Annotated in this window: 17 protein-coding genes; 5 read left to right on the top strand and 12 right to left on the bottom strand. The window is 66.6% G+C overall.

The annotated features are described in order from the left end of the window. Nucleotides 1–82 precede the first annotated feature (82 nt). From ABE424_RS00485 to ABE424_RS00475, 3 genes are read left to right on the top strand one after another with little or no spacing between them, the layout of a single operon-like run. Nucleotides 83–1,144 carry a L,D-transpeptidase gene (locus ABE424_RS00485; RefSeq protein ID WP_346492540.1) on the top strand — a complete coding sequence of 354 codons (1,062 nt, stop codon included), beginning with the start codon at nucleotides 83–85 and terminating at the stop codon, nucleotides 1,142–1,144. A gap of 27 nt (nucleotides 1,145–1,171) precedes the next feature. Beyond that, the gene (locus ABE424_RS00480; RefSeq protein ID WP_179460961.1) at nucleotides 1,172–1,879 is read left to right on the top strand and encodes a murein L,D-transpeptidase catalytic domain family protein; all 708 of its coding nucleotides are present in this window, start codon (nucleotides 1,172–1,174) and stop codon (nucleotides 1,877–1,879) included. Nucleotides 1,880–1,915: 36 nt separating this feature from the next. Then, on the top strand, nucleotides 1,916–2,527 hold the full coding sequence (locus ABE424_RS00475; protein ID WP_346492539.1) for a HutD family protein: 612 nt from the start codon (nucleotides 1,916–1,918) through the stop codon (nucleotides 2,525–2,527). A gap of 16 nt (nucleotides 2,528–2,543) precedes the next feature. Here ABE424_RS00475 and ABE424_RS00470 read toward each other — a convergent pair whose 3' ends face one another. From ABE424_RS00470 to ABE424_RS00415, 12 genes are all read right to left on the bottom strand, one after another. Beyond that, entirely contained in the window at nucleotides 2,544–4,157 is a 1,614-nt protein-coding gene (locus ABE424_RS00470) for a flavodoxin domain-containing protein (RefSeq protein ID WP_346492538.1), read from the bottom strand. Beyond that, nucleotides 4,154–5,134: an FAD:protein FMN transferase gene (locus ABE424_RS00465; protein ID WP_346492537.1), complete on the bottom strand. Its 981-nt coding sequence runs from the start codon at nucleotides 5,132–5,134 to the stop codon at nucleotides 4,154–4,156. The genes ABE424_RS00470 and ABE424_RS00465 overlap by 4 nt, the downstream gene beginning before the upstream one ends. 122 nt (nucleotides 5,135–5,256) lie before the next feature. Next, on the bottom strand, nucleotides 5,257–6,063 hold the full coding sequence (locus tag ABE424_RS00460; protein ID WP_346479520.1) for a DUF4198 domain-containing protein: 807 nt from the start codon (nucleotides 6,061–6,063) through the stop codon (nucleotides 5,257–5,259). Nucleotides 6,064–6,088: 25 nt separating this feature from the next. After that, the gene (locus ABE424_RS00455; RefSeq protein WP_102789113.1) at nucleotides 6,089–6,607 is read right to left on the bottom strand and encodes a DUF2271 domain-containing protein; all 519 of its coding nucleotides are present in this window, start codon (nucleotides 6,605–6,607) and stop codon (nucleotides 6,089–6,091) included. A gap of 23 nt (nucleotides 6,608–6,630) precedes the next feature. Beyond that, nucleotides 6,631–7,269 carry a PepSY-associated TM helix domain-containing protein gene (locus tag ABE424_RS00450; protein WP_346492536.1) on the bottom strand — a complete coding sequence of 213 codons (639 nt, stop codon included), beginning with the start codon at nucleotides 7,267–7,269 and terminating at the stop codon, nucleotides 6,631–6,633. Between the two features lie 152 nt (nucleotides 7,270–7,421). Then, complete coding sequence (locus ABE424_RS00445; protein ID WP_346492535.1) at nucleotides 7,422–9,845, bottom strand: TonB-dependent receptor; 2,424 nt, start codon at nucleotides 9,843–9,845, stop codon at nucleotides 7,422–7,424. Between the two features lie 140 nt (nucleotides 9,846–9,985). Continuing rightward, the gene (locus tag ABE424_RS00440) at nucleotides 9,986–10,384 is read right to left on the bottom strand and encodes a hypothetical protein (protein ID WP_346492534.1); all 399 of its coding nucleotides are present in this window, start codon (nucleotides 10,382–10,384) and stop codon (nucleotides 9,986–9,988) included. Between the two features lie 159 nt (nucleotides 10,385–10,543). Next, nucleotides 10,544–11,230 carry a Fe2+-dependent dioxygenase gene (locus ABE424_RS00435; RefSeq protein WP_179460970.1) on the bottom strand — a complete coding sequence of 229 codons (687 nt, stop codon included), beginning with the start codon at nucleotides 11,228–11,230 and terminating at the stop codon, nucleotides 10,544–10,546. Between the two features lie 51 nt (nucleotides 11,231–11,281). Then, a complete protein-coding gene (locus tag ABE424_RS00430) occupies nucleotides 11,282–13,603 on the bottom strand; it encodes a catecholate siderophore receptor Fiu (RefSeq protein ID WP_346492533.1) in 2,322 nt (773 codons plus the stop codon). 141 nt (nucleotides 13,604–13,744) lie between these two features. Next, nucleotides 13,745–14,125: a hypothetical protein gene (locus ABE424_RS00425; RefSeq protein WP_346492532.1), complete on the bottom strand. Its 381-nt coding sequence runs from the start codon at nucleotides 14,123–14,125 to the stop codon at nucleotides 13,745–13,747. Between the two features lie 89 nt (nucleotides 14,126–14,214). Continuing rightward, a complete protein-coding gene (locus ABE424_RS00420) occupies nucleotides 14,215–14,547 on the bottom strand; it encodes a non-heme iron oxygenase ferredoxin subunit (RefSeq protein ID WP_176990811.1) in 333 nt (110 codons plus the stop codon). After that, a complete protein-coding gene (locus ABE424_RS00415) occupies nucleotides 14,544–15,080 on the bottom strand; it encodes a GNAT family N-acetyltransferase (RefSeq protein ID WP_179460972.1) in 537 nt (178 codons plus the stop codon). Before ABE424_RS00415 ends, ABE424_RS00420 begins: the two co-directional genes overlap by 4 nt. Nucleotides 15,081–15,600: 520 nt before the next feature. Here ABE424_RS00415 and ABE424_RS00410 point away from each other — a divergent pair. Next, complete coding sequence (locus ABE424_RS00410) at nucleotides 15,601–20,229, top strand: RHS repeat-associated core domain-containing protein (protein ID WP_346492561.1); 4,629 nt, start codon at nucleotides 15,601–15,603, stop codon at nucleotides 20,227–20,229. Then, nucleotides 20,226–20,639 (top strand): hypothetical protein, encoded by a 414-nt coding sequence (locus tag ABE424_RS00405; protein WP_346492531.1) that lies wholly within the window; start codon nucleotides 20,226–20,228, stop codon nucleotides 20,637–20,639. The genes ABE424_RS00410 and ABE424_RS00405 overlap by 4 nt, the downstream gene beginning before the upstream one ends. The last annotated feature ends 11 nt before the right edge of the window (nucleotides 20,640–20,650 follow it).

Raw genomic sequence — 20,650 nt, 5'->3', positions numbered from 1 at the left:
ACTTTTTGTGCTCCCTTGTTTTCGCGAACGCATGCAGGCACTTCGTGTAGCGTGGCGGCATCTCTTTGAATGGATGCACGACATGGCAGTACGCAGCACGCTGTTGAGTCTGGCGCTCGGGACGCTGCTGGCGACCGGGCTGCTTCCCGCCACCGCCGCCAACACTGCGCCGACGGCCACCAGGACCACCGAGGCCCCGCGCGGCCCGACCGATCTCAAGCCCGGCGAATTCCTCTGGCACCCCGAGATTTCCCCGGCCGGCCCGATCGTGCTGGTGGTCAGCCTGGATGAGCAGCGCGCCTACGTCTACCGCAACGGCATCGCGATCGGCATGAGCACGATCAGCTCGGGCAAGACCGGGCATGAAACGCCGACCGGTGTGTTCACGATCCTGCAGAAGGACAAGGACCACAAGTCCAACCTCTACAACAGCGCGCCGATGCCTTACATGCAGCGCCTGACCTGGGATGGCATCGCGCTGCACGGCGGCAGCCTGCCCGGGCATCCCGCCTCGCACGGCTGCGTGCGGCTGCCCCAGGCGTTCGCGCAGAAACTGTTCGGTGAGACCCATCGCGGCGATACCGTGGTGGTGGCCGATGCCAAGAGCGCACCGATGACGCTGGCCTATCCGGCGGTGCTGGCGCCGGTCAGCAGCACCGGCAAACCGCTGGTCGAGAGCACCGACGCCCCGGCGCATTACTGGAACGATGCGGCGGCCCCGGCCGGCCAGGTGGGCATCCTGGTCAGCCTGCACGACCAGCGCCTGTACGTGCTGCGCGACGGCGTGCTGATCGGTGAGTCGCGGTTGGAAGCCAAGGCCCTGCCGGCCTTCGAGGGGACGACCCTGTTCGTGATGGGCCAGGGCTACCAGGACAACCCCAGCCCGCTGGACCCGCACCGCCCGCTGCACCGCTGGACCGCCTATCCGCTGCTGGGCCAGACCGCCGCCAATGCGACGCCGGACCTGCTCGCCACGCCGAGCCTGCCGATGGCGCTGCCGCCGGAATTCGCCGAGCAGCTGTACAGCGTGCTGGTGCCTGGCACCACGCTGCTGGTCACCAGCCTGCCGGCGGTACGCCCGGTGGCCGATGAACAGAACCTGCAGCCTGTCTTGGAATCCGACGCCGGTGGGTCCACTTTGTAAAGGTTGCCTCCGGTTGGCGTGCTGCCCATGTCCGTTGTGAAATTGCTGCCTGCCGCGTTCTGCGGCCTGATCGCGTCCGCCACGGCGGGCGCGGCCAGCCCTGCGCCGGCCCCGACCACCAGCCCGGTGCAGATGGCCGAGATGCTGGCCAAGGCCGCGCCGGCCGCGGACAAACAGGTACTGCAGCTGGCGGCCCGTGCGATGCGCTGCGCGCTGCGTCGTCCGGAACTCGGCATCGACCCGGGCAAACTGAGCGTGATCGATTACTCCCGGCCCTCGACCGAGCCGCGCATGTGGATTTTCGATCTCACGCGCCAGCGGCTGCTGTTCGAGGAGTGGGTCGCGCATGGCCGCAACAGCGGTGACAACCGTACCCAGCATTTCTCCAACAAGGACGGCAGCTTCATGTCCAGCCTGGGCGCGTTCACCGCCAAGGAAACCTACATGGGCGGCAACGGCTATTCGCTGCGGCTGGAAGGGCTGGAACCGGGCTTCAATGATCACGCCCGCGACCGCGCGATCGTCATCCACGGCGCGCCGTACGTGAATCCCGCGATCGCGCGCCTGCAGGGGCGCCTGGGCCGAAGCCTGGGCTGCCCGGCGGTGCGCCTGTCCGTGGCCCGGCCCCTGATCGACAGCCTGCGCGGCGGCACGATGGTGTTCGCGTATTACCCCGACAAGGACTGGCTGGCGCGTTCGCGCCTGCTCGAACCCGATTGCGGCGGCGTGTCCTGAGGGCACTGCGGTGCGCCGCTCAGGCACACTGGGCGCATGTCGACCGATACCGTCCTGGGCGCGGCCAGCCGCGTCATTCCTTCCTTCGAGTACCGCCGCGAACGCTGGCGCAATGGCCTCGGCTGGACCCGCGAGATCCTGCGCCTGCCCGACAACGACGACTGGCAGGTACGCCTGTCGATCGCCGAGATCGAGCAGGACGCCGCGTTCTCCGCGTTTCCCGGCATCGACCGCGAACTGGTGCTGCTGCGTGGCGAAGGCCTGCGCCTGCGCTTTGCCGATGGCGCCGTGCACACGCTGATGCCGCCGCATGAGCGCCTGCGCTTCGCCGGCGAAGCGCAGGTGACCGGCGAACTGGTCGATGGCGTGACCCACGATTTCAATCTGATGTGGCGGCGCGATGCCGTGCAGGCCGAGCTGCTGCACCGGCCGCTGGTGGGCAGCATGTTCTTCTTCACCGAACCCGAGGCGGCGTGGGCGATCCATCTGCTTGCCGGTCAGGCCGAATTCGAGGGCGAGCCGTCGCTGGCACCGCTGGCCGCCGGTGATACCGCCTGGTTGGCGGCCGGTGAGCGCCGTCGGTTTGCATTGCACGGCGGCGGCGAGTTGTTGGCGATACGCGTGAGTGCAGGCGGCCGCGCTGCCTGAGCAGCGGCACGCAACCTCAGTACACGTCGCGCCGGTAGCGACCGGCCACGATCAGCGCTTCTTTGCGGTCGCGACCCAGCGCCTGCTCGATCACCGCATCCACCGCCGGCGCCATGCCCTGCAGGCTGCCGCAGACCAGGATCGTGGCCCCGTCATGCACCCACTGCTGCAGTTCGCCGATGTGCGCCTGCAGACGGTCCTGGATGTAGTGATGCTCGCCACCATCGCGACTGAACACCGTATCCAGCCGCGCGATCCAGCCATCGCGCTGCCAGGCGCGCAGGTCGTCGCCGAAGAAGAAATCGTGCGCGGCCGTGCGTTCGCCGAACAGCAGCCAGTTGCGACGCGCGCCGGCGCTGATGCGCTCGCGCAGGTGGGCACGCAGGCCGGCGATGCCGGTGCCGTTGCCGATCAGGATCAGCGGCATCGCGGCGGCGACACCGTGGAAATTCGGGTTGCTGCGGAAGCGCAGATCGATCCGACCCTCCAGCGCAGCGTGATCGCACAGCCACCCGCTGCCCAGCCCCGGCGTGCCATCCGGACGCAGCTGGCGGCGCAGCAGCAGCTGCACCTGGCCTTCGGCGGGCAGGCTGGCGATCGAGTACTCGCGGTGCGGAAGCGGGCGGAGTGCGGCCACCAGTGCGGCCGTGTCGGCCGATGCCGGGATTTCATCGGCATCCGGGAGGTGCGCACGCGCGAGATGCGCGCGCAGCGGCCGCCCATCGATGTCCGCGTCGCCCTCCCACCCGGTATCCCGCAGCCAGGCCTCGACCTCGGCCGGTGCATGCTGCGGTCCGATCTCGACCACGTCGCCGGCCTGCCACACCGGCAGCACGCCGTCGGCCGGCACCAGCGTGATGCGGTAGGTCGGTGCGCCCAGGCTGCCCGGGTTTTCCAGATGCCGCGCCTGCAGTTGCCACGGCAGGTACTCGGCCGGCGCCCAGTCCGGCAGTTCGGCGGCTTCGCCGCCCAGCTGACCGAGCAGTTGCTGCCAGTGGCGCAGTGCGCCGGGATCGGCGTTGTCCACCTCGACGGTATCGAACAGCGGATGCGCGCCGTGCTGGCGCAGCCACGCATCGAGCTGGTGGCCGAACGCGCAGAAGTGCCCATAGCTGCGGTCGCCCAGCGCCAGCACGCCGTACTGCAGCTGTGGCAGGGCCAGCGCCTGCGGCATCACGTTGCGCAGGAAGGGCAGCGCATGATCCGGCGCATCGCCTTCGCCGGTGGTGCTGACCACGAACAGCACCTGCCCGCTGCGCTGCAGAAGCTCGGCCGTCACCGCATGCAGCGCGCGGATGCGGACCGGCAGTCCGGCAGCGCGCAACGCGTCCGCACTGCGTTCGCACAGCTGCTGCGCGAAGCCGGTCTGGCTCGCCCAGACCAGCAGGATCGGGGCCGGTCCGTCATCGGCCACGCGCGCCTCGCGCGGTCGTCCACGCCACCAGATCAGCGCGCAGAACGCCGCATACAGCAGCAGGCTGCCGGCGGCCCAGCGCCACTGCGCGGCCAGGGGGGCGCTCTGCCACCACGCTTCACCCAGGTGCAGGCGCAGCAGCGCCCAGGCGATGGCCGCCAGCACCAGCATCACCCCCAGGTTGCCCAGCCACGCACGGGAAGGACGCAGGCTCATGCCGCGTCCACGCGGTCGTCGGCGAGCAGGTGCTCGAATGCGGGACTCATGTGTTCCTCGATACCGTGCGTCCCCCGGCTGACAAAGCGTGCGGCCAGCGCATGGGTGCGCGCAAATGCCATGCCGTCGTCGGCGCCCATCACCGTCAATGCGGTGGCCCAGGCATCGGCCTGCATGGCGCTGTCGGCAACCACGGTGACCGCGGCCGCGGCGCGTGCGACCGGCGCACCGATGCGCGGATCCAGGGTATGGCTGTACTGCTCACCGCCGTGCTCGAAATGGTGCCAACGATCACCGGAGGTGGCGACCGCGCGCTCCGTCAGCGCGAGCACGCGCGGCGGATGGTCTGCCTGCGCATCGTCTTCCGGAGCGGATTCCACCAGCACGCGCCACGGCTGACCGTCGGGCTTGCGTCCGAACCCGTGCAGCTCGCCGCCGACTTCCACCAGCGCTGCGTGTACGCCGTTCTGGCGCAGCCACGCGCTGACCTGGTCGACCGCAAAGCCCTTGGCGATCGCCGAGAGATCCAGCGCCAGCCCACCGGGCTGCCGCAGGCGACCGGGCTGCCACTGCAGGCGTTGCCAGCCACACCGCGCACGGGTCGCGGCGAGGGTGCCCGCATCGGGAATCTGCCGGGCCTGCGCCTGCGCGCCGAACCCCCACAGCGCCACCAGCGGACCCACGGTCGGATCGAAGGCGCCGCCGCTGCGCTGTGCGATCTCCAGCGCGCACTGCATCACCGTGTCGAACAACGGCGGCAACGCCTGCCATTCACCGGCGGGCGCCCGGTTGAAACGCGCGATATCGCTGTCGGCCTCCCACGTGCTCATCTGCGCCACGATGGCGTCCAGCTGCGCCTGGATGCCGGCGTGAAGCGGGTGCAGGTCGCGGCTGCGCGCCACGGCGAGTTTTACCTGCCAGGTGGTGCCCATCGTGTGGCCGCCGAGGCTGGCGATGTCGAGATCCGGGTTGTTCATGGAGGTGGGCACGTCGGGGCCTAGTAAGCCCGATGGCCGGACTGCGTCGGGTGAAAAGCCCCCGTCGTGTCGACAGGGGCGGGTGAGGTGGAGGGCGCGTGCAGCGCCCGCGCCGCAGGCGGTTACTCCGGCAGCACTTCCAGCGTGGCCACGTAGCTCAGGCGACGCTTCTTGGCTTCCTTGATCGAGGTCTTGCTGTCCTCGGTGCCGGTTTCCAGCCAGTACATGCCCGCTTCCGGCCAGGTGACGGCGAACTCGCCCTTGGCATCGGTGCTGACCTTGATCTCGTCCTGCGCGTTGCGGTACCGGGTGCCGCCGCGGGTGATCTCGAACGCCAGGCCGGCGGTCGGCTTGCCGTCGACCAGCACGCGGAAGCGCGCGGCTTCACCGGCGACCAGATCGTTCGGGTGGGCCAGCGCGATCATCTCGATGCCCTGGTTGGTCGGCTTGAGCGCGGTGTCGTTCGGGGTGCCGTTGGTGACGAAGGTCTCCACGCGGCCGACCGACTGCGAGACCTGCAGGTTCTTCGCGTTCTTCGGCACCTCGGTGGCGAAGGTGGCCGGGGTACCACGCCAGCGCTTGGGCTTGCCGTCTTCTTCCCAGCTGGCCGACAGGCCGTTGTTGATCGTGGCCAGGCGGTAGGTGCCCTGCTGGGTCAGCTCGACATCGAACACGCTGCGGAACTTGCCGGTCGCCGCGTTCTGCGGCTGCACGGTGCTGCCGTCGGGCGCGGTGATGACCAGGTTGTCCAGGCGCAGCGGCACGTGGTTGAAGTAGAACAGGTCGTTGGAGACCGCCGCATCGACCGTGATCCACGGGTTGGTGCCCGCGATCACGGTCTGCGAGGGCTGCAGCCAGGCCTTGTGGGCCAGGGCGGAGAACGGAAGTGCGGCGGCCATGGCGGCGGCGAGGACGAGCGTGCGCTTCATCGAAAAACTCCAGGTGGATGGGGTATCAGGGCTTGGCGGACAGGGTGACCAGACCGAGTTCGGTCGCGCCCTGGGCCTTGCCCGTCTGTGCGGCCGTGACCGGCCAGGTGAAGGGGATCTTGAGCAGTTCGCGGCCGCCGACTTCGCGCACCGCTTCCACCACCAGGGTGTAGTTGCCCGGCGCCAGTGCCTTGAGCGCCGGCTGCTTGTCGTTGAACGAAAGCGCATGCTTGCCGACCGGGCGGGTCGGACCGGTCACGCCGTCCACCGGCACCTCCAGGGTGCGGCCGCTCTTGCGCCACCACTGGCGCAGGTCAGGCAGCCACTTGGTGCCATGGCCTTCGCTGTTGCCGGTCTGCTGGTACCAGACCGACAGGTTGGCGGCGACCTTCTGGTCGGCACCTTCCAGCCACACGGCCACATACGGGCGGTGGTACTCGGCCACGTTGAGCTTGGGCACCTCGACATTGATGTCCAGGGTGGTGGCGTAGGCCGGCGAGGTGGCCAGCAGGCCGCTCAGGGCGATGGTCAGGGTGACGCGCATGGTGCGGCTCCGGGAAGGGAAGGTCAGTGGATGAGGATCAGGACGATCAGCAGCGGGATCAGCAGGCCCAGGCCGACCAGCGGCCAGGTCATGCGGCGCTGGCGGGCATGCAGGTGCAGCAGGAACAGGCCGGTGATGCAGAACACCAGGCAGGCCACGGCGAAGATATCCAGGAACCAGCCCCAGGCTGGCCCGGCGTTACGCCCTTTGTGCAGATCGTTGAAATAGGACACCCAGCCGCGCGCGGTGGATTCGTACTCCACGGCGCCCGATTCGCGGTCGATGCTCAACCAGGCATCGGCCCCCGGGCTGGGCAGGGACAGGTAGATTTCGCCATCGGACCATTCGGCCGGGCGGCGCCCGATCGAGATGCCGAGCTGCGCATCCAGCCAGCGGGTGGCCACGCGGGGAAGCGGTGCGTTGCCATCGGCGCGGTCGCCGAGCTTGCCGAGCAGGTCGGCAGGCAGCTCCAGCTGGCGGCTGACCACCTCCGGCCTGGCTTCGATCCTGGACGCGTGGTTCAAGGTGATGCCGGTCGCGGCGAACAGCAGCATGCCGATCAGGCACACCGCGGAGCTGATCCAATGCCACTGGTGCAGCGTGCGCAGCCAGAAGCCGCGGCGTTGTTGTTGCACGCTGGAAGAGGGAGCGCTGGTGGCCACGGTCGCAGGAGGAAGTGCTGAGGGGCGAATTACACCATTGATGAGAATGATTCGCAATTTGTGGGCAAAAAAAAGGCAGCGGACCGTTGCCGGCGCGCTGCCCGAGGTCAAGGCCCGCGGCGGCGTCACTCGGGACGCCACCACGGGGTGCCTCAGAACCTGGCGTTCACTGAAATCCAGTAGCTGCGACGCTGGTCCTTGGTGGCGTAGTCGTCCACGCAGTTGAATTCGCTGTCGCTGATCAGCACGCAGGACTGCGAGACGAAGTCCTTGTCGAACAGGTTGTTGACCCGCGCGTTGACCGTCAGCCAGGTGTTGATGTCCCAGCTGCCGCCGAGGTGGAAGGTCGTGTAGTCCTCGTAGTAGCGGGTCTGCGAGCTGCTCACGCCGCCGACGTTGCTGACCAGCGTGTCGCGGTAGCGGTCGTAGCGGCCTTCGCCGATCAGCGACAGGCTGACCGCTTCGTTGATCTGCCAGTTCAGGCTGGCATTGGCCATGTGCCTGGCCGGGTTGCCGGTGATGGGCAGGCCCTTGCCGGTGCCGCTGGTCTGCTCGCTCCTGGTCCAGGTGTAGTTGCCGCGCAGCTGGAGGGTGTCGAGCAGATCGACCTGGGCGGCCGCTTCCACGCCGCGGGTTTCGGCCTTGTCGATGTTCACGCTCTGGCCGAAGGTGCTGTAGCCCAGCTCGGCCCAGCCCGGGCCGATGTCCACGCAGTAGCTGCCATCGTCCGGGGCGACTTCGCAGTTGGCGAAGGTGCCGCCGCTGGCGATCTTGTCATCGAACTTGTTGAGGAAGCCGGTGACGTTGAAACCCCAGCGATCGCCCTCGTAGTACGCGGCGATTTCGTAGTTGGTGCTGGTTTCCGGCTTCAGGTTGGGCGAGCCGACCAGCGGGGTGACGCCCTGGCCACCGAAGCCGACGATGCCCGGGAACAGCTGGTCCGGACGCGGGGTCTTGTAGCCGGTGCTCACGCCGCCCTTGAGGGTCCAGGCATCGTTGGCGTTCCATACCAGGTAGGCACGCGGGCTGACGTGGCTGCCGAAGATGTTGTGGTCGTCATAGCGCACGCCGACGGTGGCGGTCAGGGTGTCGGTCAGCGACCAGTTGTCCTCGGCGAACAGCGCCCACATGCGGTGCTGCTGCTTGACGTTGGTCTTGTAGCCGTTGCCGTCCATGCCGAACACGCCATCGACCATGTCGGTGTCGTTGTACTGGCCGCCGACGGTCAGCTTGTGCGCGCCGAATGTGAGATCAAGCATCGTGTCCAGCACGTTGCCCTTCAGTTCCATGGTGCGCAGCGGGCGCGGCAGGAAGGCCTGCAGGCGCGCCAGCTCGGCGGCGTTGAGCGCGCCCAGCCCGTTGCGCGCGCCGGCCGCGCAGTTGGCGGCGGCGCCGGTGCGGCGGCAGACGTCGTTCCACAGGCCCTGCAGATCCGCGCGCTCGTCCAGCGTCAGCGGCAGCGAGCGGCCGAGGTTGTTGCTGGTGATGTGGGTCAGCGTGGTCTGCCAGGTGCCGAATTCATAGCGGCCCTGGTGGGTCAGCGCCAACTGGTCGCGCTCGTAGCGCTGGTAGGCGGTGTAGCCCACGCGCGGCTGCACCACGCGGCGGCTGACGGTGCCGCTGCCGTTCGGGTTGGGGATCGTCGCGTTGCCGACGCGCCACAGGCTGGCGAGGCTGTCTAGGGTGCCGGTCTGGCCTTCGCTGTTATCGTACTTCTGGCGCGACACGTCGTAGTCCAGCCACAGCTCGTGGTCGTCGTTGACGATGAAGTTCAGGCGCAGGCCGGTGTTCCAGTTGGTGTTGGCCACCGCCTTGCCGCCGCCACCGAAGCCGATGCTGCGCGACCACATCGTGCCGTCGGGCAACTGGAGGTCGTCCCATTCCGGGTTGGAGGCTTTGGCGTCGTAGTAGCTGCCGCGCACCGACAGGCCCAGTCGGTCCTTGATCAACGGGCCGCTCAGGTAGACATCGGTGCTGCGCGCGTCACCGAACTGATCGTCCTGCTGCAGGGTGAAGCCCTGGGTGACCGCGCCATGCCACTCGGTCTGGTTGCGACGGGTGATGATGTTGATCACCCCGCCCATCGCATCCGAGCCGTACAGGGTCGACATCGGGCCGCGTACCACTTCGATGCGTTCGATCGCATCCAGCGGCGGCATGTAGGAGAACTGGCCGCCACCGAAATTGTTCGGATACAGGTTGCCGGCGTTGCTCTGGCGGCGACCGTCGATCAGCACCAGGGTGTAGTCCGACGGCATGCCCCGCATGGAGATGGTGGCGCGGCCGTTCTTGTCGGTCGGCTCCATGCCCACGTCGATGCCTTCCACGTCGCGCAGCGCATCCACCAGGCTGGTGTACGGGCGCTTGCTCAGTTCTTCGCGGCTGATCACGCTGATGCTGGCCGGGGCATCGGCGATCTTCTGCTCGAAGCCGGCGGCGGTGACCACCACCTTGTCCAGCGTGGTCGGACCGGCGGCGTCGCCGTTGGCGAAGGCCGGGGCGCTCAGCGCACCGAGCAGGGCGAGGGACAGGGTGCAGCGGGACAGGGACGTGCGACGACGATGGCGCTGGGCCATGGGGGCAACCTCGGAAAGGAGAAAACGAACGCGACGTGGCAGGCCGCAGGGCGGCAGCACGCGCAGGTATCAGGGACGCCCTGGGCGGGCGGAACACGCAGGACCGGAGGCGGGCGCGATGGCGCCGCCGGGGGTCCGAATCAGCCCTGCGGTGGGGCTTGGCCGCGCTGGACGCGCAGGCCGGGTGCGGCAGGCAGCGGCGTGGCCGGTGCCGAATCGATGGCGGGCACGATCCGCGGCGGCTGTGCCACCAGGGTGGCCATCAGCGAATCCAGGGATTCCACGACCGGCGGCAGTGAAGGCGGCTGCGGCGGCGTCGCGGCAGGGCGCGCGCTGGCGACCCGGCGCGGCTTGGCCGGGGCTTCTTCCTGCGGGGTGGTCTCGCCACCGCCGGCCGGGCGCTCGTCCATCGGCATCTGCAGGACCATGACGGTGCTGCCGGGAGCTGCCCGTTCCAGCACCGGCAGGCCGGTAAAGAGCATCGCCAGCACTGCCAGCCACGCCAGCACCACGGGCAGCTCAGGGCGTTGCCCGCGCATGGCGGTGGCGAAGCTGCGATGGCGGTGAGGGTGGCGCAAAAGAAGGCCCGGTAGCGGCGGACCGGATGTCCGGTGCGCAACGCGCCGAGATTGTAGTGAGATATGTTCCCAAGCGCAAATGGGAATGATTTGCGATTGCGGAAGCCTATGGCGCCAGGCTCAGATCTCGCTCCAGCGTCGCAGGAGGTTGTGATATACGCCGGTCAGCTGCAGTACGGCCGCGCTGTCGGCACCGGTGGTGCGCAGCGTTTCGATCGCACTGTCCATCTCCAGCAGCGTGCGCCGCGCGCTGTCATCGCGCACCATGCTCTGCACCCAGAAGAATGAGGCCAGCCGCGACCCACGGGTGACCGGATTGACGCGGTGCAGGCTGCTCGAGGGATACAGCACCAGATCGCCGGCGGGGAGCTTCACCTCGTGCTCGCCGTAGGTATCGCTGATCACCAGCTCGCCGCCGTCATAGTCGTCCGGCGCGGTGAGGAACAGCGTGCACGATACGTCCGAACGCAGATGGCTGCGCTGTCCGTCCAGCGGGGTGATCATCACCGCCCCATCCACGTGGAAGCCGTACTCGCCGCCGCCCTGGTAGCGGTTGAAGCGGGGCGGCAGAATCCGCAGCGGCAATGCCGCCGCGAAGAACAGCGGATGCCGGTCCAGGGCGCCCAGCACGATCCGGCCCAGCTCGGCCTTCAGCGGCGAGGCGTCGGGCAGTTGTTCATTGCGCTTGACCTGTGCGCCCTGCGCGCCGACGGTCTCGCGCCCATCGGCCCATGCCGCCTCGGCCAGCGCGCGCTGGAGGTGGGCCAGTTCATCGGCGCTCAGTACGTCGGGAACATGCAGCAACATGACAGGGTCCTTGTACGACGCAGGGGAGGGCTTCCCTGCGCCGGCCGGTGGTCAGAAGCGGAAGTCCGCACTGAACAGGACGGTGCGCGGGGCACCCGGGGTGTAACGGTAGCCGCTCTTGTTGATCGCAGCCACGTACTGCTTGTCGAACAGGTTGTATGCGTTCAAGCGCAGCACCAGATGCTCGTTGATCGCATACGAAGCCACCGCATCGTAGACCGTGTAGGACTTGGTGAACGCCGGGGTACCGACCGCACCGTCCGTGCCGCGATGCATCTGGCCGGCGTAGCGCACGCCGCCGCCGATCGTCAGGCCGGACGGGAAGGCATAGCTGGTCCAGCTGGTGAAGGTGTCGCCCGGGGTGTAGGTCAGGTTGCGGGTGCCGTCGGCGGCGACGTTGGCGCCTTCGTCCACCTCGGTATCCAGATGGCTGTAGCCCGCGGAAACCGACCAGTTGTCGGTGATGCGGCCCACGGTGGAGACCTCGATGCCCTGCACCGACTTCTTGCCGGTCTGGGTCGGGTTGCCCGCATCATCCAGGACCTGCGTGTTGATCTCGTTGCTGACCTCGGTCTTGAACAGCGCCACGTTGAAGGCGAGTGCGTCATCGAGGAAGGCCCACTTGGTCCCCAGTTCAATGGTCTTGGCCTTCTGCGGATCCAGGCTCGGGTTGTCGGCGCTGCTGGCGGAGCTGCTCAGCTGGAAGTTGCTGCCGCCCGGCGGCTGCTGGGAGAGGGCGTAGTTGGCGTACAGGCTGACGATGTCGTCGACCTTGTAGACCGCGCCGAGCTTCCAGTTGAGCAGGGTGTCCGAATGTTCCAGCGAGGGATTGGCGATCACCGTGCCGACCGGGTTGGCGCCACAGGCCGGACCACGGCCGCCGCACACCGATGCACTCTGGTACTCGGTCGTGTAGTGGTCGGCGCGCAGGCCCGCGGTGACCAGCAGGCTTTCGCCGAAGTTGAGGGTGTCGAACAGATAGACCGAGGAGGTGGTGGTCTTGCCGTGGCTGTCGGCGCCGTTGTGTGCCCAGGTCAGTCCGGTCGCGTTCCAGTCCGGGGCATACAGGTTGGCCGGCGACCAGGTGGTGCCACCGGTGGCGGCCTGGCCGAAGCTCTTGAGCTCCTCGCGGGTGAATTCCAGGCCGGCGCTCAGGTTGTGCACGATCGCCCCGGTGGTGAGGTCCGCGCGCAGGTTGAGCTGGTCGGTCAGGATCGTGTTCTGCTGGTCCTTGAAGGTCGGCAGGCTGCGCGCGATGGTGTAGGTGGCTGGATCGGCCGGGTTGGTGAAGCGGATGTTGCCGGTCGGTGCGCCATTGGCACCGCGCGTGCCGGTACCCATGAACGCGGTCAGCAGGTAATCCTGGTCGGTGCGGCCCCAGCGGGCGGTGTTGGTCACGCGCACGGCGTCGTTGACGTCGTGCTCGATGCGGAACGTCGCCATCTTCGCGGTGACATCGTCGTGGTCGGCGCGGGTGCCGTAGAAATTCTCCGGATCGACCGGCTGCCCGGCCAGCCGCTCCAGGCTGGGCTGCGGCGTCCAGCCCGGCAGGCCCAGGGTCGGCACGCCGCCGTCGGGCACGTTGTCCTGGTCCACGTAGAGCAGGTTGAGGAAATAACGGGTGCTGGTGCCGAGGCCGAACGCCAACGACGGTGCGATGCCCCAGCGGCGGTTGTTGACGTGGTCGCGGCCGGGCTGGTCGCTGTCCTGCCACATCGCATTCACGCGCAGCGCACTGGTCGCGCCGAGCGCCTGGTTCCAATCGGCGGTGCCGCGCTGCTGGCTGTCGGTACCGGCCGAGACCGTGCCCGACACGGCGTTGTGCAGGTTGGCCTGTTTGCTGACCATGTTGATCGCACCCGTGGGTGCCGAGCGGCCGTTGTCAGTGCCGGCCGGGCCCTTGGCTACCTCCACCTGCTCGGTATTGAACACATCCCGCGAGATCGAGCCGAGGTCGCGCACGCCATCGACGAAGATGCTGCTGGAGGTGTCGAAGCCGCGCATGAAGATGCTGTCGCCGGTGTTGGTGTTGCCGTTCTCACCCACGTAGAACGTACCCACCCCCGGGCTGTTGCGCAGCGCATCGGTCAGCGTGGTCGCACCCTGCTGGTTGAACAGGTCGCTGGTGATCACCTGGATCGTCTGCGGGGTGTCCTGCAGCGACTGGGTGAACTTCGGGGAAGCGACCTTGTCGGCCTTGAAGCCGCGCACGCCGCGCACATCGATCTGATCCAGGGTCTGCGGCGTGTTGCCGCTGGACTGTGCGTGCGCGATGACTGGCAGGACAGCCAGGCTCAGCCCGGTGACCAGGCCGGCAGTGGCGCGGCCGGCAACGGTGCGCGGAAAGGAAGAATGCTTGCGGCTCTTGATCATGGTGTGGACGATCCGGAAAGGGAAAGACGGGCGGCGCGGTGTGCGCGGGGCACAGCGACAGGCAGTGGAGAAGCGGGCACGCGAAGCCGTTCGCACTGCGCACAGGCGCAGGCACGCCCCACGCGGTGCGCGGGGCAGGGATCAGGCGTGGGGAGGCGCGTGGCCGGGGTTGAGCCGCAGCGAAGGTTCCAGCCGCTGCCGCCGCAGCGCATCGGACGGCCACGACGGGACCAGGGCCGTCCAGGCGGTACGCCGCTGACGCAGGGGCATGCCGACGTGGCTGAGTTCGGGATCGGGACCGAACTCGGCGGCCGACAAGGGCTCTGCCGCCGGGAGTTCGGGCAGCGGCGTATCCGGGGCGGTCGCCGTCGGCGAGAGGTCCCAGGCGAGCAAGGTCTTTGCCGGCGCGTTGCCTGGCTCAGCGCCGACCGGCGTTCCGCTCAGCCCGCGGCACGCCAGCAGCACCACGCAGAGCGTGGTCCACAGGGCGAGAGCACCAAGAAGAGAGCGGTGGGCGGACACGGGCTACCGGACAGGCGCGACCGGCTGGCCGCAATGCCTATCGTAATAGCAATAATTCGCGTTTTCAAAACGCCGGCGTTCAGCCCGGGTCAGTCGCGGTCGTCGCGGGCCCAGACGGCGTCGTGTTCGCGCTTGACCGGGAACTTCGCCACCGGTGAGTAGGCCGGGGCGCACAGCGCGGCGCCGTCGCGGATGTCGAAGCGGGCCCCGTGCAGGACGCACTCGATGCTGGCCTCGCCGGTATCGAAGGTGCCCGAGGACAGCTCGAACTCGTCGTGGGTGCACTGGTCTTCCAGCGCGTACAGCTCACCGTCCAGGTTGAACACCACGATCGGCGTGCCGGTCACTTCATCGAAGGTGCTCTTCATTTCGCCGGGCAGCAGCTCGGCGCTGGCGCAGACGAAGGTCCAGGTTTCGCTCACGCGGGCACCACCAGCGGCTTTTCCAGGATCTCGAAGCGCAGATCGTCGCGCTTGGGAATGCCGAAGCGCTCGTCGCCGTAGGGGAAGGGCTTCTTGATCCCCGTGCGCTGGTAGCCCCGGCGCTCATAGAAGGCGATCAGCTCGTCGCGGATGTCGATCACCGTCATCTGCATGACTGATACGCCCCACTCGCGTGCGGCGTGGGCTTCGGCGGCCAGCATCACCTGCTTGCCGATCCCGCCGCCCTGCTGGGCCGGATCCACCGAGAACATCCCGAAGTAGCCCTTGCCGTGGTCATCGGCCACATGCGCGCACGCCAGCAGCTGGCCGTCGCGCTCGGCGAGCAGGATGGTGCTGCGCGGGCGCTCGAGGTCGGCCTGCAGGCCCTGCGCGTCGATGCGGGCGCCATCGAGGATGTCGGCCTCGGTGGTCCAGCCGGCGCGGCTGGCATCACCCCGGTAGGCGGAAGTGACAAGGGTGATCAGGGCGGGGATGTCGGCCGGCGTGGCGGCGCGGTAGGTCAGGGTGCTCATGCCGACATTCTAGGCGCGGCAGGCCGACACGGGGAGGGGGCGGTGTGCCGCAACAGCGGCCGCTCATGGGTGACGGTAGTGCCGAGCCATGCTCGGCAGCCTCCGACATTTCAACCCCCGTATCCAATCACCACGCACCACTAACCGAGCGATAAAAAAGAAACGTCAGAGAATGCCTACATTCTGAGATGCAGTTATCGAATTTTACAACGCCGCTTGTAAGAATCATTGAAATACGCCCGATATTTTGATTAAGCGCTTGACCCATCGCGTAGCGTCATTCATAACTGCGCAACATCGGGTCGCCGGTATCTGCGCTGTCGAATACAGAAATGTATCCGCATCAGCGAAGTCCCAAGATGCCCAACGCACCGCTCAGGTTTCCATCCAGGAAGGAAGGAGTACAGGGATGTTGAGTTTGATCATGGCTGGTGGCCGCCACGTGTCGTGGCTGCTGATCGTCTGCGCCGCGCTCCCGCTTGTCGCGCACGCGCAAGAGGTCGAGAAGAAGTGGACCAGCATGGCGTCATTCGGTCAGACGCGCAGCACGGAGAAGGCGGTCCAGGCCGATATTGAGAAAGCGTTTGAATCCTACCAGGCTGCGGGGCCGTTCAGCTGGTACGTCAAGAGCCAGGCATTCGCGAAGAACAAGGCGATCTATGCCTATCGCGTGAAGCCTGCTCCGTTGATCCGCACGGAGTGGAAGTACAAGCTCAGTCAACAGGAATACCTGACTGAAGAGGCGATGATCAATGCAATCAAATCGTCGGTCTCCAACGCCCCTCAATGTCCTGCGGCGAAGGTCACGCCCGGTCCTTGGACTGGCATGCCGGGCGGTGGGGCGGGCGCGGGTGCCGACGGCAGCAATACCGGTGAAGACGCGAATTATCGGGTCGAGTTCAACGTCTATGACAGTGCAGCCGCAACCTGCACCCCGCTCGAGTCCAATCAGTACGTGCAGAGAACCAGGACGGTCAAGTGCCCAAACACGACCGTCATGAAATGGAGCGCGGCGGAAAACGCCTGCACGATGGCCCCGGCAATGGAGCAGTCCGGCGCGCAGTTGATGAGCTACTCATCAGGCCGGGTCACTCAGCAATGCCCTGTCGGCAACCCTTGTGAGCCGACCACCGGCGACAAATCGCAGCCCGAGCCGGATCTCGATCTGGGCTGGATTCGCTTCGCGCGCCACTATCATTCCATGACCACCACTGCAGGCGGTGCGTTCGGGCATGGCTGGACGCACTCGCACAACCTGCGGTTGGCGATCGGTACCGATCCGACCGTTTACCCGCCACCCGCCGAACCGTTTGTTGGTCTGATCGGCGCGGACGGGGGGCAGATAGCGTTCCAGAAGGTCGGGACAGACTACGAGGCCGATGACGGTAGCGGCGACCGCTTGGCGAAGCAGGGTCAGGCATGGCGCCTGTTCCGCGCGACCGAGGTACTCGACTTCGGGACCAATGGTCTGCTGCAGGCGCGCACCCTTGAAGACGGAACCACGTTGAGCTACGTGTATGACGGCCGTGGAAGGTTGCTCTCGATCACACACTCCAGTGGCCGCAGCCTGCTGTTCCACTACGAGTCCGCGGCCGGCGATGACCTCATCAGCGGACTGTCCGTGGCCGGCCAGCTCCTCGCCAGTTACAGCTACACCGCCAACGGCCAGGTCGCGTCGGTGACCTATGCCGGCGACGGCACCCGCAGCTACCACTACGAAGACAGCCGGTTCCCGAACTACCTGACCGGTGTCACCGCTGAAGACGCGCGTCGCTACAGCTGGTTCGGCTATGACGCCAAGGGCCGTGTCACCTGCAGCCGCCACTCCGGCGACTGCACCCAGAGCGATGTCGGCATCGATGGCGTGCGCCTGGAATACACCACCGCCGGCACCACCATCGTCACCGATGCACTGGGCAAGGTGTCGACATTCGCGCTGACGCCCTCCGGCAGCAGCGGCCTACCGCGCAAGGTCAGTGGCATTGCCGATGTGCAGGGCGCCGAAAGCCGCACGCATTACACCGAGGCGCAGGATTTCCGCCGCCGCCTGGACACCGTGACCGACCGTCGCGGCACGCAGACCAAGTACGCCTACGCGGCAGCCAATGATCCGGTCAGCGGTCAGCCGGTCAACATCCAGACCACAACCGAAGCGTTGGGCCTGCCTGAGCAGCGCATCAGCCAGACCCACACCGATGCGGCCAGCAATCGGGCGGTCCTCAGTCGTGTGGGAAACCGCGAAACCCGCATCACCCGCAACGCACGCCTGCAGCCAACGAGCATTGCCGTGCGCGACGTGGCGAGCAACGACGTGCGCATCACCACACTGACGTACTGCGAAGCAGATGACGTAGGTGCCGTCGGCAGTTGCCCCGTGCTCGGCTTGCTCAAGGCCGTGGATGGTCCGCGCACGGACATCGCGGATACTGTCACGTATGCGTACTACGCCGCTGACGACGCAGGCTGCAGCGATCCCGCCGCGGGCAGTTGCCAGTTCCGCAAAGGCGACCTGCACACCTTGACCAACGCGCTCGGCCACAGGGCAGAGACCCTTGCCTACGATGCGCTTGGTCGCCCGATGTCGATCAAGGATGCCAACGGCGTCGTCACCGACTACACCTACCATCCGCGCGGCTGGCCGACCTCGGTCACCGTGCGTGGCGCCGATGCCGCCGGCGACCGCAGCACGCAGATCAGCTACTGGCCCACGGGTCAGGTCCAGCAGGTCACCGAACCCGATGGTGCTGCGGTCACCTATGTCTACGCCGCCGCCCAGCGCCTGACCGACATCGCGGATAACGTTGGCAACACCGTCCACTACACGCTGGACAATGCCGGCAACCGCCTCAAAGAGGACACGCTGGACAGCAGCGGCACCCTGCGCCGCACCCTGGCCCGGATCTACAACACGCTGGGCCAGCTGACCACGCTCAAAGACGCCGGCAACCACGCCACCGGCTTCAGCTACGACGCCAATGGCAATCCGCAGACCGTCACCGACGCGCTGCAGCGCATCACCCAGCAAAATCATGACCCGCTCAACCGGCTGGCGCGTACCCTGCAGGATGTCGACGGCGTCGCCGCCGAGATCCGCTCCACCTACAACGCCCTGGACCAGGTCACCCAGGTCACCGATCCCAAGGGCCTGCACACCCGCTATGCCTACAACGGCTTCGGCGACCTGACCGCGCAGACCAGCCCGGACAGCGGCAGCACCAGCTTCACCACCGATGCCGCCGGCAACCGCGCCACTCGCACCGACGCACGCGGCGTCACCACCAGCTACCAGTACGACGCCCTCAACCGGCTGACCGGTATCGGCTACCCGGACCCGAACCTGGATGTCGGCTACCAGTACGACACCGCGCCGGCCGTCTGCGCCGCAGAGGAGCGCTTTGCGAAGGGTCGCCTGGCCACGGTCCTGCATGCGGGCGGCAGCACCGCCTACTGCCACGACCGCTTCGGCCAGCTCACCCGCAAGGTGCAGACCGTCAATGGCGTGGCCAGCACGCTGCGTTATGCCTACACCAAGTCCGGGCGGCTGGCTGCGCTGACCTATCCGGACGGCAGCGTGGCCGACTATGTCCGCGATGCCCAGGGCCGCATCAGCCAGATCGGCCTGACCCGACCAGGGCAGGGCCGGCAGATCGTCATCAGCCAGGTCAGCCACGCCGCCTTCGGCCCGGCCACCGGCTGGACCTACGGCAACGGTCGGCAGCTGCAACGCCCGCTGGACCTTGATTACCGCCCGCAGGCCGTGCATGACCCTGCCGCCGGTGGCCTGTCGCTGGGCTACGTCTTTGATCCGGTCGGTGCGATTACCGAACTCAAGAACGGTACCGGCAGTGCCACCCTGGCCAAGTACGCCTACGACAGTCTGGGGCGTTTGACCCAGACCCAGGACGGTCCCACCGGAACGCCGATCGAAACCTATGCCTACGACGCCACCGGCAACCGCACTGCGCTGACCACGGCGACGGGCACCGCCAGCTATACCTACCCGACCGACAGCCATCGCTTGATCGGCGTTGATGGCGAGGCCCGCAATCACGATGCGGCAGGTAACACGATCAGCATTGGCGGCAGGGAGTTCAGCTACAGCGATGCCAACCGCATGAATGCGGTGAAGCAGGCAGGGGCGGTTGTTGAGAGCTATACCTACAACCATCGCGGTGAGCGTGTGTTGCGCGTACCGGCGTCAGGCGAGACCCAGCTCACCGTGTATGACGAAGCGGGGCAGTGGATTGGCAACTACAGCGCCACCGGCCAGTCGCTGCGACAGGCCATCTGGCTGGACAGCTATCCGGTTGCGCTGATCAGTTCGCCAAGTGCTGGCGTGCCGGAAGTGGCGTACATCCAGCCGGATCACCTGGGAACCCCGCGCGTGGTGATCGACCCGATGCGTGATGTCGCGATCTGGGAGTGGAGCAGCAAGAGCGAGGTGTTTGGCAACCAGGCGCCCAGCAACGATCCGGATGGCGATGGCGTGGCGTTCGAGCTGGCGCTGCGTTTCCCGGGGCAGCAGGCGACCGCTGCCAGTGGGATGTTCTACAACTACCAGCGCGAGTACGACCCGGCGGTGGGGCGGTACTCGCAGAGTGATCCGATCGGGTTGCTGGGAGGAATCAGTACGTACAACTACGCTGAAGCACGCCCGACCAGTCACGTGGACAGCGCGGGCCTTCAGGCCACCTCAACGAGCCAGTCCATGCGGCCCATCCCGCAGCCGGGATATGTCAGGCCCGGCGGGTATCAGCAATATGACTCCGACCATCCAGATTTCTACAGCGGTAGCAACGGCGGACCATACATCTACCCTGACAGGATTGCTGAACAGGCTCTGGCGGGGCTTGTATCCCATGCAAGCCAGGTACTGCCGTTGTTGAAGCCATTTTGGATGCAGAATCAGAAGGACGGCTCTGCGTCTAAGCCAAACAACTGTCCCACTGGAACGTTGCCAATAGACAAAGCCAAGAAGCCATTTGGCTTGGATCATGATGCCGTTGAGACGATCAAGGAAGGTGCTGGCGCGAGCCCGGCTACCTGGACCGGAATCGCTCCGAATGGCGACATTTGGGTTGGAACCAATGACGGAAGGGGACGCCAAGAAGGTAATATTGGCGACTACGGATATGGAAATATAAAGTGAGCAAAATTCTGCTAAATATTTCGTTGCGGGTGTGGCATCCAGCTCTCCCGCATGATTCGATCTCTGATCGGATAGGTCTTCCTGAAAGATTCGCTCATACCGCAGGGGACGCGAGAACTTCGCCCTCTGGATCTCCCTTGGATGGAGTCTATGAGGATACTTATGTATCAATGCAGATGGTGAGAAAAAAAACGGTAGAGCTCGGTGATGAGATCGAGAGTTGCTACCGCATCATCGAGGTGCATGCCGATTTCATCAAGAGCATTGTGGATACTGGAGGAAAGGTGGAGTTTTATGTAAGTGCTTTCCTCAAGGATCTTGGTGGATTTGAGCTCGATTCGCTGCTACTCAAGCGATTGGCAGACACGGGAATAGGATTTGCTATTGAGCTTTATCCCGAAGAAGCTTAATACGCCCAAAA

This window comes from Stenotrophomonas sp. TWI1149 (genome assembly GCF_039673155.1).
Classification (GTDB): domain Bacteria; phylum Pseudomonadota; class Gammaproteobacteria; order Xanthomonadales; family Xanthomonadaceae; genus Stenotrophomonas; species Stenotrophomonas maltophilia_AA.
This window is presented reverse-complemented; position numbering and strand designations above follow the sequence as displayed.

Bases quoted from the DNA above. Each gene is read 5' to 3' on its own strand.
- ABE424_RS00445 (WP_346492535.1), bottom strand. From the start codon at position 9,845: ATGGCCCAGCGCCATCGTCGTCGCACGTCCCTGTCCCGCTGCACCCTG.
- ABE424_RS00435 (WP_179460970.1), bottom strand. From the start codon at position 11,230: ATGTTGCTGCATGTTCCCGACGTACTGAGCGCCGATGAACTGGCCCAC.
- ABE424_RS00430 (WP_346492533.1), bottom strand. From the start codon at position 13,603: ATGATCAAGAGCCGCAAGCATTCTTCCTTTCCGCGCACCGTTGCCGGC.
- ABE424_RS00415 (WP_179460972.1), bottom strand. From the start codon at position 15,080: ATGAGCACCCTGACCTACCGCGCCGCCACGCCGGCCGACATCCCCGCC.
- ABE424_RS00485 (WP_346492540.1), top strand. From the start codon at position 83: ATGGCAGTACGCAGCACGCTGTTGAGTCTGGCGCTCGGGACGCTGCTG.
- ABE424_RS00470 (WP_346492538.1), bottom strand. From the start codon at position 4,157: ATGAGCCTGCGTCCTTCCCGTGCGTGGCTGGGCAACCTGGGGGTGATG.
- ABE424_RS00410 (WP_346492561.1), top strand. From the start codon at position 15,601: ATGGCGTCATTCGGTCAGACGCGCAGCACGGAGAAGGCGGTCCAGGCC.
- ABE424_RS00460 (WP_346479520.1), bottom strand. From the start codon at position 6,063: ATGAAGCGCACGCTCGTCCTCGCCGCCGCCATGGCCGCCGCACTTCCG.
- ABE424_RS00440 (WP_346492534.1), bottom strand. From the start codon at position 10,384: ATGCGCGGGCAACGCCCTGAGCTGCCCGTGGTGCTGGCGTGGCTGGCA.
- ABE424_RS00480 (WP_179460961.1), top strand. From the start codon at position 1,172: ATGTCCGTTGTGAAATTGCTGCCTGCCGCGTTCTGCGGCCTGATCGCG.
- ABE424_RS00455 (WP_102789113.1), bottom strand. From the start codon at position 6,607: ATGCGCGTCACCCTGACCATCGCCCTGAGCGGCCTGCTGGCCACCTCG.
- ABE424_RS00475 (WP_346492539.1), top strand. From the start codon at position 1,916: ATGTCGACCGATACCGTCCTGGGCGCGGCCAGCCGCGTCATTCCTTCC.
- ABE424_RS00465 (WP_346492537.1), bottom strand. From the start codon at position 5,134: ATGAACAACCCGGATCTCGACATCGCCAGCCTCGGCGGCCACACGATG.